Genomic DNA, 14,718 nt, shown 5'->3' with positions numbered 1-14,718 from the left:
GGAAATGCGCGAGTGCCGCTATTTCCTGAGCTCGATCGGCGACCTGGAACGCTTTGCCGGCGTGGTGCGCGACCACTGGGCCATTGAGAACAGCCAGCACTGGGTGTTGGATGTGCAGTTTCGCGAGGATGCCAATCGCAGTCGCAAGGACCACTCGGCCAGCAACCTGGCCGTGATACGCCGTGCGGCACTGAACCTGATACGACAGAACGACAGCAGTCAACTGAGCATTGGCAGGCGGCGCATGCGGGCTTGCACCAATGCGCAGTACCGAACCCAACTGCTGTTTGGCCCGGATGCCTCATAGCGCGATTGCCCTGGCCCGCAGCCCGCCATGCCCGCCGCAGCGAAAGAACGCCGCCCTCAGCAAACGCCCAGCCCCAACTGCAGCAGGGCCAGCCCGCCCTGCCGCCAGCCCCACCAGGCGAGCGCCAGCAGCAGGCCGAGCAGCGCGGCACCGAGCAGCCGGGCCAGCCCGCCGCTCATGCCGCCCCGACCGCCTGCAGGCGCGCCACCGGCTGTTCGCGCACCGGCCAGTTGAGCAATGCGGCGATCAGGCTGAGGGCGATGGAAAGCTGCCAGACCAGCTCGTAGCTGCCCGTGCGGTCGTAGAGCCAGCCGCCCAGCCAACCGCCGAGAAAGGCGCCGAGCTGGTGGAAGAGGAACACGATGCCGCCGAGCATCGACAGGTTGCGCACGCCGAACAGGGTCGCCACCGTGCCGTTGGTCAGCGGTACCGTGGACAGCCACAGCAGCCCCATGGTCATGCCGAAGGCATAGGCGCTCCACTCGCTGAGCGGCAGGTAGACGAAGGCGACGATCAGCACGCCGCGCAGCAGGTAGAGCGCGGTCAGCAGCCGCGGCTTGGCATGCCGTCCGCCGAGCCAGCCGGCGATATAGGTGCCGAACACGTTGAACAGCCCGACCAGCGCCAGCACCGTGGTGCCGACCCGGGCCGGCAGGTGCTGGTCGACCAGATAGGCCGGCAGATGCACGCCGATGAACACCACCTGGAAGCCGCAGACGAAGAAGCCCAGCGCCAGCAGCCAGAACCCGGAATGCGCCGCCGCCTCGCGCAGCGCCTCGCCCAGGCTCTGCTCGTCGGCCCGGGGCGGCTGCGGGTTGTCCCTGAGCAGCCCCACCAGCGGCACGATCAGTGCGACCAAGAGGCCCAGCGCGAGCAGCGCCGACGACCAGCCGAGCCAGCCGATCAGCCCGAGGGTGCCGGGCAGCATGGCGAACTGGCCGAAGGAGCCGGCGGCCGCGGCGATGCCCATCGCCATGCTGCGCTGCTCCGCCGACACCGCACGGCCGACCACGCCGAGAACCACCGAGAAGGAGGTGCCCGACAGGCCGAGGCCGATCAGCAGGCCCGCGCTCAGCGACAGCGTCCAGAGCGAATCGGCCAAAGCCATCAGCGCCAGACCCACGGCGTAGAGCACGCCGCCGACGACCACCGCCCGCGCCGCGCCGTAGCGGTCGGCGAGCGCTCCGGTGAAGGGCTGCGCCAGCCCCCAGATCAGGTTCTGCAGGGCGATGGCGAAGGCGAACACCTCCCGCCCCCAGCCGAACTCGCCGCTCATCGGCGCCAGGAACAGCCCGAAACCGTGGCGGACGCCCAGCGATATCGCCAGGATCAGCGAAGCCCCCAGCAGAACCCAGCCACTCGTGCGCCACATCGAAGTCATGAGTCGTCCTCTTACGGGTATATACCCGCTTATCCGCGAAAAAAATCAGCCCAGATTTTCCAATTCGTCCAGCAGCGCCATCAAGGCGCTCCGCTTCTCCGGCCCGAGGCGCTGCCCCAGTTGCTCCTGCACCCGCTCCCAGGCCGCTCTCGCCTGGTCGAGACAGGCCCGGCCCGCCGCCGTCGGGGAGACCAGCCGGTTGCGCTGATCCTCGCCGCCTTCCAGTGCCAGCAGCCCCTTGCCCTCCAGCACCCGCAGATTGCGCCCGAGGGTGCTGCGATCCAGCCCCATCGCTTCGGCCAGGCTGGTAATGCTCGGCCGCTCCAGCCGCTCGAGGTTGCGCAGCAGCGAATACTGCGCGGCATTCAGCCCGACAGCGGCAAGGGCATCGTCGTACAGGCGGTTCACGCTGCGCGTGGCCCGGCGGAGTTTGGTGCAGAGGCAGTGGGTGGGGAGCATAAATACGTGTATATACCCGCAGTTGCCGGGAAGTCAATCGCGCGCCACATCGGGTCCTCCCATATGCGTCTCCCGGAGCCGGGCGCGCGAGCGGGTGCGCCCGCAGAACGCAGAAATCCGGGAAACCCCGGATTTCTGGATGGATCGGCCCGCTGCCGTGGAAAAGATCCCGCTAAACACCCCTGATCCAACAGCGCTCCGCCCCGGACGCCGTGGCCGTGGCCGTGGCCTCAATCAAAATCCCAAACCAGGTGGGCGTTGACCAGCAGCCCGTAATAGGACTTCAGGGCCGTGACTTGCGTCTGCATGACGTTGGTCATGGCGCTGGTCGCCTGGCGACGGGCCTGCAGCAAGGCCTGCAGTTCGGCTTCGCCGAGCGCGTAGGCTCTCTGCATCAGGATGGCATTTCTCTGCATGGCCTCTGCCCCTTCGTTGGCGATCCGAAAGCTGTCGTAGGTGCCTTGAGCCATCGCGACGGCGCTGGCGATGTCCGCCTCGAGCTGGCGCTTGGCGAGCATGACCTCCTGGGACAGGACTTCGAGTTCCGCCTGGGCTTTCGCACTGCGCGAGCTGCGTGCCCCGCTGGGAATGGGCACACTGACCGACATCCCGTTGATCCGCTCCCGCCCCCCCTGCTCGGAAGCGGTGAAAAAGGTCAGCGAGGGGTCCGGGATCTTGTCCGCATGCGCCCGCTCCGCCTGCCCTTGCGCCACCTGCAACTGCGCCTGCATGACTTTCAGGGCATTGCTCTCGGCCAGGATGCGCTCCCGCCAGAAGGTCATGTCCCGGTCGAGCGGAACCGGCTTAGGCAGTTGCACGATCTGGCGATCGATACCGGGAAAGCGCGTGGACAGATGAACCCAGGCCGCCGCGGCCAGCGTCTTCGCATCGTTGTGGAGGCGCCGCTGGTCGGCCAGCTCGGCGCGCGCCAGGCTGACATCCAGCTCCGAGGCGTCTCCCGCCAGCGCGCGCTTCTCCACCGCCGCCAGGCTGTCCTGAACCGACTGGAGGTTTTTCTCGGCCAATGCGAGCGATCGCTCGGCGGCGAGCCAGTCCACCCATAACGCCATGAGGGTCAGGGAGGCCTGCCGCAGTGCCTCGGTGTAGCGTATCTCCGAGACCTCGACCATGCCGCGGCCGATCCGCTGATCGGCCGCGGCCTTGTTCGGCAGCCGGAAGGTCCGCTCGACCCCGACATTCCACTCGTTGAGGTTGGAGCCTCCCTGGACCGCCCGCCGCTGCCCCAGGACCGTGGGCGTCCACTCGTAGGGCGAGCGATCGAGGATGTCCGCCTCGTAGCGCCCGACATCCAGGCCCGCGCGCGCGGCCGAAACGGCAGGGTCCTGCTCGAGTACCTGGCGGACGACCTCCGTCGGCAGCAACCCCAGCGGCCCGGAGTATTCCTCCGCACATGCCGCACCTGCAAAGATCGACAATCCGATCACAAGAGAAAAAAGCTTCATTCGATCTCTCCTGCCTCGATGACGGGCGTCACCCAATAGCGCAGGCCCGTTCCGGAAAACTGCCGGCGGAGGGCTTCGAGCAACGGCTCCTTATCGGCCGCGGCAATGATCGCCTGTACCTGTGTGGCGCGGGCACGACCGAGCACCTGCTCCATCGGGTCCAGGTTTCTCTGATCGAGACCATGCTCGGCGGTCGGCGTGCTCGTAAATACCTTCACATCGGACATCAACAGCGCGTCGAGCAGTTTTTCTTCAATCGCTGGCAGGCACAGCAGCGTCAGGCAAAGTTCAGACATGGGATGCCTCCGACTTTTTCGGAAACGCGAAATGCAGATACAGAATGGGGAGCAGCATCAGCGTCAATGCGGTTGCGGTAATGAGGCCGCCAATCACCACAATGGCGAGAGGGCGTTGAATCTCCGACCCGGGCCCCGACGAGAACAGCAAGGGAACCAGCCCGAATGCAGTGATCGAGGCCGTCATCAGCACCGGCCGCAGCCGACGCTTCGCTCCCTGCACGACGACTTCGCTCAGGCTCATACCCTCGCTCTGGAGCTGATTGAAGTAACTGACCAGCACCACGCCGTTGAGAACGGCAATCCCCAGCAGGGCGATGAAGCCGACGGACGCCGGAACGGACAGGTATTCGCCGGTGAGCCATAGGGCGACGATGCCCCCGACCAAGGCGAATGGAATATTGCTCAGGATCAGCAGCGCCTGGCGGACCGAGCGAAAGGTCGAAAACAGCAACACGAAGACCAGCCCGAGGGCGATCGGCACGACGACGGCCAACCGCGCAGCGGCGCGCTGCTGGTTCTCGAACTGCCCACCCCAGGTAACCCGATAACCGGTGGGCAGATCGACCTTCTGCGCGACCTGAGCCTTCGCCTCCTCCACGAATCCCACCAGGTCGCGGCCACTGACATTGGCGACGACCACGCTGTAACGGCTGCCCATTTCCCGCTCGATCTTGACGGGCCCCCCGGCACGCTCCAGTTTCGCGAGGGTGGAGATCGGCACCGTATGGCCATCCCGGGTCGTAATGCGTGTGGCGGCGAATTCGGCCGGGGACAAGCGAATCGATTCGCTGCCACGCAGGATGATCGGGGTGCGCTGGTTGCCCTCGATTACGGCACCGGCCCGCTGCCCCTCGATTTGCGTGCGCAACGCGTCCTGAACCTCCTCCACGCTCAGCCCGAGCCGACCGGCCTGGAGACGGTCCACCGCCACGCGCAGGTACTGCATACCGTCGTTCTGAACCGTATAGACATCCCGATTGCCAGGAATCGTCTTGAGTACCGCCTCGACCTGGCCGGCAAGGTCATTGAGTTTGGCCAGGTCCGGGCCGTAAATCTTGATCGCCAGATCCCCCCGCACGCCGATGACCATTTCCGACACCCGCATTTCGATCGGCTGGGTAAAGCTGTAACTGATGCCCGGCATGGGATCGAGCACCTTGCGAAGCTCCTCCATCAGCGCCTCCTTGCCGTGCATGCGCCACTCGTCCTGCGGCTTCAGCAGCAGAAAGGTGTCGGTCTGATTGAGCCCCATCGGATCGAGACCGATCTCGTCGGAGCCCACACGGGCAACGACGCCCGTCACTTCCGGAATGGCCTGCATGATGGCTTGTTGAATCTTCAGATCGAGCGCGGCGCTTTCTTCGAGACCGATGGAGGGCAATTTCTCGATGCCGACGATCAGGTCCCCCTCGTCCATCGTGGGCATGAACGTCTTGCCGACCTGGGTATAGAGCAGACCGGCAACCACCAGCATGGCAACGGCCACCATCGCCACGATACGTGGCTGGCGCAGCCCCCACTCGATGGCTGGCTCGTAGAGCGCCAGCAGCTTGCGCGGCAGCCAGGGCTCGCCGTGATGGACATTGCCCAATAAATAGGATGCCAGTACGGGGATAACGGTCAGCGAAAGGATCAGGGAGCCGAGCAGCGCAAAGACGATGGTGAGCGCCACCGGAACGAAGAATTTGCCCTCCAGCCCCTGCAGGGTGATCAGCGGCAGAAACACCGTGACGATGATCAGCGTCCCGGACAGGACCGGTACCGAGACCTCCCGCACGGCGCGATAAATCGTGTGCAGCCTGGGCAGCTTGCCGGCCGTAGGGTCGGTTGCCAAGCGCTGTACGATGTTCTCGACGACCACCACCGCGGCGTCCACCAGCATGCCGATGGCGATGGCCAGCCCTCCGAGGCTCATGAGATTCGCCGACATCCCGAAGCTGTGCATCAGAATGAAGGTGATCAAGGCCGCCAGGGGCAGCACCAGGGCGACCGTCAATGCCGCGCGCACATCGCCCAGGAACAGGCCCAGCAGGATCAGCACCAGAATGGTCGCCTCCATCAACGCGGAGGAGACGGTGCCCACGGCCTTGGTAACCAGCGAGGCGCGGTTGTAAAAGCTTTCGATGCGCACACGCTCGGGAAGGGAAGACTGCAGCTCGTCCAGCTTCTTGCGAACGCCTTCGACCACTTGCTGGGCGTTCGCACCAGCCAGGCCCAATACCAGCCCTTCGACCGCTTCGCCCCGACCGCTTTGCGTCACCACGCCGTTGCGCGTCACCGAACCGACCTTGACCTCGGCCAGATCGCCAATACGCACGGGTACGCCCGCCGTCGTCACGACGATCGCGCGCAGTTCCTCCAGGCTGGTGATGCTGCCTTCGCTACGCACCAGCAAGACTTCGCCGCCTTCGCCGAGGCGGCCGGCGCCATCGTTGCGATTGTTGGCGTTGATTGCCTCCTTGATCTGCGCCATCGTCACGCCGCTGGACGCCATCTTCGGCGCGTTCGGCACGACTTCGTAGGCCCGGACGACACCCCCCAGGGCATTGACTTCCGCGACACCGGGCACGGTTCGCAGCGCCGGACGAATCACCCAGTCGAGCAGGCTGCGCCGCTCCGCCAGGGAAAGCTCGTCACTGTCGACAGTGAACATGAACATCTCCCCGAGCGGCGTCGTGATCGGCGCCATCCCCCCGTCTATGCCCGTCGGCAGACTGCTCGCCAGACCGCTCAGACGCTCGCCGACCTGCTGACGCGCCCAGTAGATATCGGTGCCATCCTCGAAATTGATGGTCACGTCGACAAGGCCGTATTTCGTGACCGTACGCAGGATGGTGGTCCTCGGGATGCCGAGCATCTCCACCTCGATCGGCACCGCGATGCGGCTTTCGACCTCCTCCGGGGTCATGCCGGGGGCCTTCATGATGATCTTGACCTGGGTGCTGGATACGTCGGGAAACGCATCGATCGGCAACTTCAGGTAGGCATACCAGCCCGCTCCCGCGACGATCAAGGTCGCCAAAAGAACGAACAGGCGCTGCGCCAGGGAAAACTGCACCAGTCGGGAAAGCATCACTGTTCTCCCTTCTTGTCCAGCAAGGCGCCTTTCAGCGCCACCGTTCCGCGAACAGCGACCTGCTCGCCGGCTTCGAGCACGCCTTGCACGCGCACCGACTGGCCGGCGCTGGCCACGACGCTTACCGGCCTGGCGTCGAAGCCGCCCGGCGTGCGAACGAATACATAGGCCTGCTTGTCGTCGTAAGCCATTGCGGAAAGCGGCACATCCCAACCGCTTTGGCCTACGCCGACAGGCAGTTCGACGGTTACCAGCTCCCCGGGACGCAGTGAGCCGGGACCGCCCTCCAGCGCTGCCCGCAGCATCATCGTCTGACTGCTGGAGGCGACGGTCGGACTGACACTCACAACGCTTGCCTTGAGCGCCCTGCCGGGAACTTCGACGCTGGTTCCCACCGGCCAGTTCATGCTTTCGGAAGCGGGCAGCTGGATCTCGAGCCAAAGGGAATCGGTTTGGGTGATATGCAGCAAGGCGGCCGACACATCCACCCGCTGACCGGGCTTCGCCTCGATGAGCGAGACCACGCCTGCCTGAGTGGCGGCAAGCGTGATGCTATCTTGTGGCTGGCCCGAGGCCATGACGTTTTCGATGGTCGCAGAAGGCATGCCGCCAAGGCGCAGGGCCGCCTTGGCCTGGACAAGCGCCGCATTGGCTTCTCTCTGCGCAGCCAGAGCCTCCTGCACGCGACGTTGCGGAATGATTCCTTCTTTGAACAGCTGCTGTTCGCGCTGTACGGCTTGCCGTGCAAGCGTGGCCTGCGACGAGGCCTGCAGTAACTGCAACTGCAACTGACCGAGTTCTGCGCTGGCGATACGCAAGAGGGGCATCCCCGCCGGCACGGCCTGGAACTGCTGAACCAGCACTTGAGTCACCAAGCCAGCCACCGGCGAACTCACAACGTGCTCCGCCCCGGCCGGAACGACAACCTGTGCCGGGAAACTCGCCCTGACGGAGTCGCCGCGACGCTGAAGCGGCGACGTCTTGATTCCCAAGGCCTCGACCTGAGCATCGGGAACATCGATCTTTGTCGCCTGCCCACCGGCCATGGCCGACATGCTATAGCCCACCGCCACGGCACAGGCGAGGCGCTGGAAACGAACACTCAACTTATTCATAAAAATCCCTGGCGACGGCTGTCGGCAAGACAGGCGCAGCCTTCTCGAATCGTCGGTCGCGAAAAAGAAAAATCCGGGTGGAGTCCGCGCCGCTACGCGGACTCAGAGCGACGGAAGGAGCCGGGGAGGACGAAAGGGAAGCTCGGCCTCGGCTTGAGGCAGGGCGAGCGAGGAACGACCGCTGGGAACGATCCGAGCCGGCACGTCGGCCAGATCATCGAAATCCCGGTTGGCAACGAAGGTCTGGATATGCTCTGCGGCATGCAGCAGTTGGTGCTCGATGGCACTCAAGGGCCGGGCCTTCCGCTCGCCCTGGGCGGCGAACGGGAAAGACGCGTTGTGATCGAGCAACGACGGAGACAGCGACTGACCATGACTGATGGCATGGGCCAGCCTCTTCGAATCGAACGCAAAGACGCCATTTCCTATCAACACCAAGATAAGCAATACGAGCGACAGGTTCTTTTTCGTTGAGTTCCGCATTCCGTTTCCACAAGCATTCAGTCCGTAGGCGGCAATCTCGACCGTCGGCTCCGGAAGCGAAAGGACAGATTCGTGGCCCATCCGCCCCTTCGTCGATGCACCTGCGGACAATTGCCCACCGCAAAGCAATGGCTTCGATACGGTGGCCGACCATAAGCCCCCAGTATTAATTCTAGCTTAACGGCTACCCGTCCCGGCCAATCCGGGTGCTGCGATCGGGGCCGTGCATGGCCTGCTGGAGACGTTCGCAAGTCCCAGGGAGCCGGTCAGTGATTGAAGCAGCCTCCCGGATATATCGCTGATATCCTTTCCACCCTCTCGCCCATCGCGTAGCCCGGCCGAAGGGAAACGCCTCCGGCGCGGACAGCCCATGTGGCGGTTCATCGACGCCTCCGAGGCCCGGGACGCGAGGGCCTGGCCAACCGGCTCGTTCGGGTACATATCGCAGTAAAGGGAACAAACGCCTAATGAAGTACTTCCTGACCATCACCTGGACCGCCGCCATGGCGGCCATGCTCGTCGGCTGCAAGCCGACCATGCCGGAAGCCAACCGTGAGAACTGCCAGCCAGCGACCGTCGTACAACTCGATCGAAGTATTCGCTCGGAGTTCGTCGATAAGTGTCTGCGCGGCTGATCGGGTAGCGGGACGGAGCGACGGGGAAAATCCGCAGCCCCACCGACCCCGTCGCTTCGTCAACCTTCCACCGCCGCCCACTGCTTGCTCAACCGCTTGTCCGACACCGCCATCTTCGTCCCCAGCTGCTGCGCGAACAGCGATACCCGGTATTCCTCCAGCATCCAGCGGTACAGGGTCAGGTTGGGGTCGCGCTTGCCTTCCTGGGCGTGCTTGGCGGCGCGGGCCCGGTACTGTTCCCAGTAGCCGGCCAGTTCGCCGGTCCAGACGCGGTCGCGCTGCAGCTGGCTGCCGACCTTGTCGAGGCGCTGCTCGATGGCCTTGAGGTAGCGGGGGTATTCGCGCAGCCATTCGGCCGGGGTGTCACGGACGAAGCCGGGCTGGATCAGTTGGACGAGCTGGGCCTTGATGTCATTGAGGGCGACGGCCTGGGCCAGGTCGATGCGGCCCTTGAAGCGTTTCTGCAGGTCGTGGCGGAGCTTGAGGATTTCCAGCACCAGCTTTGCCAGACGCCCGGCCTGCTCGGCCCAGGCGCCGCGCTTCTGTTCGGCCAGCGTGGCCAGCGCGGCGCCGTCGCGGGGCAGCTGGGGCTCGCCGTCGAGGATGCAGGCGTCGAGGCTGGCCAGCAGGATCTCCTCGATCAGAGCGTCCGGCTTGCCCATGTCGCGATACAGCAGGCTGAGTTCGGTAAGGCCCGGCAGCTTGCCGCGCAGTTGCTTGGCCGGCTCGGCGAGCTGCTGCAGGAGCAGGCGCTGCAGGGCGCGGCGGTGCTGGAAGTCGGCCTCGGCCTGGGTGGAAAAGCGGTTTTCCTTCACCGCGCCGCCCTCTTCCACCAGCGCCGGGAACACCGTCATGGACAGGCCGGCGATCTTCTGCTGGGTCTTTTCCGCCACCGGGGCGAAGGCCTTGGCCTGCACCGGCTGCTGCTCCCGGGCCTGCTGCGGGATGGCCAGGGCGGCCTGGCTGGCTTCGGCGAAGCGGGCGGTCAGCGCGGCGAGATCGCGGCCTTCGCCGAGGAACTTGCCGCGCGCATCGACCACCTCGAGGTTCATCTTCAGATGGCTTTCGAGCTGGGTAGCGGCCTCGACCCAGGCCTCCTCGGGCACCCGGGCGCCGGTCATGCGCGTCAGCTCGCGGCCCAGCACCTCGGGCAAGGCGCCTTCGGCGAAGACCAACTTGGCCAGCGCCGCCTTGACGAAGTCCGGCACCGGCACGAAGTTCTTGCGGATCGCCTTGGGCAGGTTGCGCACCAGAGCCACACACTTGGCTTCCAGCAGGCCCGGCACCAGCCAGTCGAGGCGTTCGGCGGGGAGTTGCGGCAACAGCGGCGCCGGCACTCGGACGGTCACGCCGTCGCGCGGATGGCCGGGCTCGAAGTGGTAGGTCAAGGGCAGCTGCAGCTCGCCGAGGCGCAGGCTGTCCGGGTATTGCGCGGCGGTGACTTCGCTGGCCTCGCGGGCCAGCACGTCCTCCTCGCGCATGATCAGCAGCTGCGGGTCCTTGGCGCTCTCGCGCTTGTACCAGCTGTCGAAGCTGGCGGTCTGGTAGATGTCCGCCGGCAGGCGCGCCTCGTAGTAGGCGAACAGGGTTTCCTCGTCGGCGAGGATGTCGCGCCGGCGCGCCTTGGCCTCCAACTCGTCGAGCAGCTCCAGCAGCTCGCAGTTGGCGGTCAGGCATTTGGCGCGGCTGGCGATCTCGCCGCGCACCAGGCCTTCGCGGATGAACAGCTCGCGGGCCACCGGCGGGTCGATGGGGCCGTAGTGCACCGGGCGGCGGCCGACCACGATCAGCCCGTAGAGGGTGACCTGCTCGTAGGCGACGACCTGGCCGCGCTTCTTCTCCCAGTGCGGCTCGAAGTAGTTCTTCTTGACCAGATGAGCGGCCAGCGGCTCGATCCAGTCGGGGTCGATCTTCGCCACCATGCGGGCGAACAGCTTGGTGGTCTCGACCAGCTCGGCGGCCATCGTCCAGACCGGCTTCTTGCGGCCGATCACGCTGGAAGGGTGAATCCAGAAACGCCGCTGGCGGGCGCCGAGGTAGTCGCCCTCCTCGGTCTTCTGGCCGACCTGGCTGAGCAGGCCGGAGAGGATCGCCTTGTGCACGGCGGCGTAGTCGCGGGCCTGTTGGGCGGCTTCGCTGGCTTCGGCGTGCTTCTTCGGCGGGGCCGCGGGAAGATCGCGGTGCGAGTCTTCCCCCCTGCGGCTTCCGAAGGGCAGCTGGAGTTCGCGGCAGATCAGGGTGAGCTGGCGGTGGGCATCGCGCCATTCGCGCAGGCGCAGGTAATTCAGGAAACTCTTCCGGCACCAGCTGCGCAGGGCGTTGGCGCCCAAGGCCTGGCGCTGCTCCTCGAAGCCGCGCCAGAGGTTGATCAGCGCGGCGAAGTCGGAGTCCGGGTCCTTCCACTGGGCGTGGGCCTGGTCGGCGGCCTGCTGGCGTTCGATCGGGCGTTCGCGCACGTCTTGCACCGAGAGCGCGCTGGCGACGATCAGCACTTCCTCCAGGCTGCCCTGCCGGGCGGCCTCCAGCAGCATGCGACCGAGGCGCGGGTCCACCGGCAGGCGCGCCAGCTGGCGGCCGAGCGGAGTGAGCTGGCCCTCGTGGCTGACCGCCGAGAGCTCCTGCAGCAGGTTGAAGCCGTCGCTGATCGCCTTGCCGTCCGGCGGCTCGATGAAGGGAAAGTCCTCGATGCCGCCCAGGCGCAGGTGGAGCATCTGCAGGATCACCGCGGCGAGGTTGGTGCGCAGGATCTCGGGGTCGGTGAACTCCGGGCGGGCGAGGAAATCCTCCTCGCTGTAGAGGCGCACGCAGATGCCCGGCTCGACCCGCCCGCAGCGGCCCTTGCGCTGGTTGGCGCTGGCCTGGGAGACGGCCTCGATGGGCAGGCGCTGGACCTTGGCGCGGTAGCTGTAGCGGCTGATCCGCGCGGTACCGCTGTCGATCACGTAGCGGATGCCCGGCACGGTGAGCGAGGTCTCGGCGACGTTGGTGGCCAGCACGATCTTGCGGCCGGCCGCCGGGCGGAAGATCTTCTGCTGCTCGGCCGGGGTCAGGCGGGCGTAGAGCGGCAGGACTTCGGTGTGTTTCAGGTTGGCCTTGCGCAGCACCTCGGCACAGTCGCGGATCTCCCGCTCGCCAGGGAGGAACACCAGCACGTCGCCGGGGCGCTTGCCCTCGCTGCGCTCGAAGGCGGCGATCTCGTCGAGGGCGGCGAGGATGCCCTGGTCGACGGACAGGTCCTCCTCGACCCGGTTGCCCTCCTCGTCGGTCTCCGCGGCCAGCGGGCGGTACCAGGTGTCCACCGGGTAGGTGCGCCCGGACACCTCGACGATCGGCGCATCGCCGAAGTGCTTCGAGAAGCGCTCCAGGTCGATGGTCGCCGAGGTGATGATGACCTTCAGGTCGGGCCGGCGCGGCAGCAGGGTCTTCAGGTAGCCGAGCAGGAAATCGATGTTCAGGCTGCGCTCGTGGGCCTCGTCGACGATGATCGTGTCGTAGCGCTCGAGGTAGCGGTCGTGCTGGGTCTCGGCGAGCAGGATGCCGTCGGTCATCAGCTTGATCAGGCTGCGCTCGTTGGACTGGTCCTCAAAGCGCACCTGGTAGCCGACCAGCTCGCCCAAGGGCGAACCGATCTCCTCGGCGACCCGGGTGGCCACGCTGCGCGCGGCGAGACGCCGGGGCTGGGTGTGGCCGATCAGCCCGTGTACGCCGCGGCCGATCTCCAGGCAGATCTTCGGCAGCTGGGTGGTCTTGCCCGAGCCGGTCTCGCCGGCGATCACCAGTACCTGGTGCCTTTCCAGCGCCGCCTTGATCTCGTCGCGCTTGGCGGCAATCGGCAGGCTGTCGTCGTAGCGCAGCACCGGCACGCTGGCCCGACGCGCCTCGACCCGCGCACAGGAGGCCTGGAAGCGCTCCAGCCACTGCGCCAGCTTCGCCTCGTCGGGCTTCTTGCGCAGCTCGTGGAGCTGGCGCCGCAGGCGGTGGCGGTCGCCGATCAGGGCGTGGTCGAGGTTGTTCGAGAGGAGGTCGAGGGCGGGCGTTGCGTCGGTCATGGACAGCCGTTGGCGATTCGCGGAAAGGCCGCGATTGTCGCAGATTTCGGCGGGGGGCCGTAGGGCAATGAAATGGACTCCCCCCTCCTACGGCGTCAACGCGCCAGACTGAAGTTGCTGGAAACAGCAGTCATCAGAAGGAGGGAGTCCCCATGAAACTCAAGCGGATAGGCGTCGATTTGGCAAAGCAGGTGTTCCAGCTTCATGGCGTCGACAGCCACGAACAGGCGGTCTGCCGCAAGCAGCTCAAACGCTCGCAAATGCTGGACTTCTTTCGTCGACTCGAGCCCTGCACGGTGGCGATGGAGGCCTGTGGCAGTGCCCATTACTGGGCGCGGGAACTGCGGACCCTCGGGCACGAGGCGCGTCTGATCGCACCGCAGTTCGTCAAGCCCTACGTCAAGAGCGGCAAGAACGACGCCAATGACGCCGAGGCGATCTGCGAGGCAGCCAGTCGACCGAGCATGCGCTACGTCGAGGTGAAGAGCGCCGAGCAGCAGGCCGGCCAGGCGCTGCACCGGATCAGGAGCCGCCTGATCCGGGCGCGGACGGCGCTGGTCAACGAGATTCGCGGACTGCTGGGCGAGTTTGGCCTGGTCGAAAGCCGGCACGGCATTGCGGCTACCCGCCGACTGGCGCAGACGGCCCTGGATGCGCAGAACGGCCTGCCTGGGCAGATGCGCGAGCTGCTGGCGGAGTTGCGTGGCGAGTTGGACGAGCATGACGCGCGGCTGTCCCGTCTCGACGACATGATCCGGCGCCAGGCCCGCGAGGACGAGCGCGTGGGGCGCCTGATGCAGGTCGAGGGTATCGGTCCGATCACGGCCACCGCCCTGGTGTCGGCCGTGGGCGATGCCCGACAGTTCCGCAGCGCCCGGCAGTTCGCTGCCTGGCTGGGGTTGGTTCCTCGCCAACACTCCAGCGGCGGCAAGGAGCGCCTGGGCTCGATCAACAAACGAGGCGATACCTATTTGCGGACCCTGTTGATTCACGGCGCCCGAGCGGTGTTCAGGCACTGCCAGGACAAGGCGGATCGACGCAGCCAGTGGCTTCGGCAGCTGGTGTGCCGGCGCAACCCGAACATCGCCACGGTGGCCCTGGCGAACAAGAACGCCCGGATCGTCTGGGCGATCCTCAGCCGGGGCGAGGGTTATCGGCCTAGCTGAGGCCCCCGGGCTGTAAAGCCTGGGAGACGTTGAGCGGTAGATCCACCACGATTGCACAGTGACATGCAGCGATGACGAACCGGGCGAACCGGCATGTGTGAAACCTGCTTGTACCCCAGACCCTCTGCTCACCAAGGCCGCTAGGGCGATCAGGCGCACATGAGCGGATATTCATCATGGCTCGGGGCAAACAGAGCCCCCTCGAAAGCCGGATATACGGAAGCAGTCGTACCAAGGTCGTCGACACAGCGTTTCACTGGCAAACCGGGGGGAGTCCATATACGG

General features: G+C 66.0%; 12 protein-coding genes. 3 read left to right on the top strand and 9 right to left on the bottom strand.

The features are described from left to right. On the top strand, nucleotides 1-307 hold a 307-nt coding region (locus tag BMY22_RS20545; RefSeq protein WP_143068573.1), incomplete at its 5' end, for an ISAs1 family transposase. A 56-nt stretch (nucleotides 308-363) separates the two neighbouring features. Here the strand turns inward: BMY22_RS20545 and BMY22_RS25250 are convergent. From BMY22_RS25250 to BMY22_RS20510, 8 genes are all read right to left on the bottom strand, one after another. Beyond that, nucleotides 364-486, bottom strand: a complete 123-nt coding sequence (locus BMY22_RS25250; RefSeq protein WP_278250222.1) for a hypothetical protein — start codon at nucleotides 484-486, stop codon at nucleotides 364-366. After that, nucleotides 483-1,679, bottom strand: coding sequence for an MFS transporter (locus BMY22_RS20540; protein WP_090625087.1), 1,197 nt, complete (start codon nucleotides 1,677-1,679; stop codon nucleotides 483-485). Before BMY22_RS20540 ends, BMY22_RS25250 begins: the two co-directional genes overlap by 4 nt. 54 nt (nucleotides 1,680-1,733) lie before the next feature. Further along, nucleotides 1,734-2,147 (bottom strand): MarR family winged helix-turn-helix transcriptional regulator, encoded by a 414-nt coding sequence (locus tag BMY22_RS20535; RefSeq protein ID WP_170849316.1) that lies wholly within the window; start codon nucleotides 2,145-2,147, stop codon nucleotides 1,734-1,736. Nucleotides 2,148-2,377: 230 nt separating this feature from the next. Continuing rightward, nucleotides 2,378-3,610 (bottom strand): TolC family protein, encoded by a 1,233-nt coding sequence (locus BMY22_RS20530; protein ID WP_090625084.1) that lies wholly within the window; start codon nucleotides 3,608-3,610, stop codon nucleotides 2,378-2,380. Further along, complete coding sequence (locus BMY22_RS20525; protein ID WP_090625082.1) at nucleotides 3,607-3,906, bottom strand: DUF3240 family protein; 300 nt, start codon at nucleotides 3,904-3,906, stop codon at nucleotides 3,607-3,609. Before BMY22_RS20525 ends, BMY22_RS20530 begins: the two co-directional genes overlap by 4 nt. After that, complete coding sequence (locus tag BMY22_RS20520; protein ID WP_090625081.1) at nucleotides 3,899-6,982, bottom strand: efflux RND transporter permease subunit; 3,084 nt, start codon at nucleotides 6,980-6,982, stop codon at nucleotides 3,899-3,901. The genes BMY22_RS20525 and BMY22_RS20520 overlap by 8 nt, the downstream gene beginning before the upstream one ends. Continuing rightward, nucleotides 6,982-8,100 (bottom strand): efflux RND transporter periplasmic adaptor subunit, encoded by a 1,119-nt coding sequence (locus tag BMY22_RS20515; protein WP_090625079.1) that lies wholly within the window; start codon nucleotides 8,098-8,100, stop codon nucleotides 6,982-6,984. Before BMY22_RS20515 ends, BMY22_RS20520 begins: the two co-directional genes overlap by 1 nt. A 102-nt stretch (nucleotides 8,101-8,202) precedes the next feature. Further along, entirely contained in the window at nucleotides 8,203-8,664 is a 462-nt protein-coding gene (locus tag BMY22_RS20510) for a hypothetical protein (protein ID WP_143068572.1), read from the bottom strand. Nucleotides 8,665-9,050: 386 nt separating this feature from the next. Here BMY22_RS20510 and trbK point away from each other — a divergent pair, with 386 nt between their 5' ends. Continuing rightward, nucleotides 9,051-9,218, top strand: coding sequence for an entry exclusion lipoprotein TrbK (trbK, locus tag BMY22_RS20505; protein ID WP_090625076.1), 168 nt, complete (start codon nucleotides 9,051-9,053; stop codon nucleotides 9,216-9,218). 59 nt (nucleotides 9,219-9,277) lie between these two features. Here the strand turns inward: trbK and hrpA are convergent, their stop codons facing one another. Beyond that, nucleotides 9,278-13,267 carry an ATP-dependent RNA helicase HrpA gene (gene hrpA, locus BMY22_RS20500; RefSeq protein ID WP_090625074.1) on the bottom strand — a complete coding sequence of 1,330 codons (3,990 nt, stop codon included), beginning with the start codon at nucleotides 13,265-13,267 and terminating at the stop codon, nucleotides 9,278-9,280. Nucleotides 13,268-13,419: 152 nt separating this feature from the next. Here hrpA and BMY22_RS20495 point away from each other — a divergent pair, with 152 nt between their 5' ends. Next, nucleotides 13,420-14,433 (top strand): IS110 family RNA-guided transposase, encoded by a 1,014-nt coding sequence (locus BMY22_RS20495; RefSeq protein ID WP_090621431.1) that lies wholly within the window; start codon nucleotides 13,420-13,422, stop codon nucleotides 14,431-14,433. Nucleotides 14,434-14,718: the final 285 nt, after the last annotated feature.

The sequence above is a fragment of the Azotobacter beijerinckii genome (assembly GCF_900110885.1).
In the GTDB taxonomy this organism is placed as follows: domain Bacteria; phylum Pseudomonadota; class Gammaproteobacteria; order Pseudomonadales; family Pseudomonadaceae; genus Azotobacter; species Azotobacter beijerinckii.
Note: the sequence above shows the minus strand (reverse complement) of the source record. Positions and strands in the feature narration are given on the sequence as shown.

Bases quoted from the DNA above. Each gene is read 5' to 3' on its own strand.
- BMY22_RS25250 (WP_278250222.1), bottom strand. From the start codon at position 486: ATGAGCGGCGGGCTGGCCCGGCTGCTCGGTGCCGCGCTGCTCGGCCTG.
- BMY22_RS20540 (WP_090625087.1), bottom strand. From the start codon at position 1,679: ATGTGGCGCACGAGTGGCTGGGTTCTGCTGGGGGCTTCGCTGATCCTG.
- BMY22_RS20535 (WP_170849316.1), bottom strand. From the start codon at position 2,147: ATGCTCCCCACCCACTGCCTCTGCACCAAACTCCGCCGGGCCACGCGC.
- BMY22_RS20530 (WP_090625084.1), bottom strand. From the start codon at position 3,610: ATGAAGCTTTTTTCTCTTGTGATCGGATTGTCGATCTTTGCAGGTGCG.
- BMY22_RS20525 (WP_090625082.1), bottom strand. From the start codon at position 3,906: ATGTCTGAACTTTGCCTGACGCTGCTGTGCCTGCCAGCGATTGAAGAA.
- BMY22_RS20520 (WP_090625081.1), bottom strand. From the start codon at position 6,982: ATGCTTTCCCGACTGGTGCAGTTTTCCCTGGCGCAGCGCCTGTTCGTT.
- BMY22_RS20515 (WP_090625079.1), bottom strand. From the start codon at position 8,100: ATGAATAAGTTGAGTGTTCGTTTCCAGCGCCTCGCCTGTGCCGTGGCG.
- BMY22_RS20510 (WP_143068572.1), bottom strand. From the start codon at position 8,664: ATGGGCCACGAATCTGTCCTTTCGCTTCCGGAGCCGACGGTCGAGATT.
- trbK (WP_090625076.1), top strand. From the start codon at position 9,051: ATGAAGTACTTCCTGACCATCACCTGGACCGCCGCCATGGCGGCCATG.
- hrpA (WP_090625074.1), bottom strand. From the start codon at position 13,267: ATGACCGACGCAACGCCCGCCCTCGACCTCCTCTCGAACAACCTCGAC.
- BMY22_RS20495 (WP_090621431.1), top strand. From the start codon at position 13,420: ATGAAACTCAAGCGGATAGGCGTCGATTTGGCAAAGCAGGTGTTCCAG.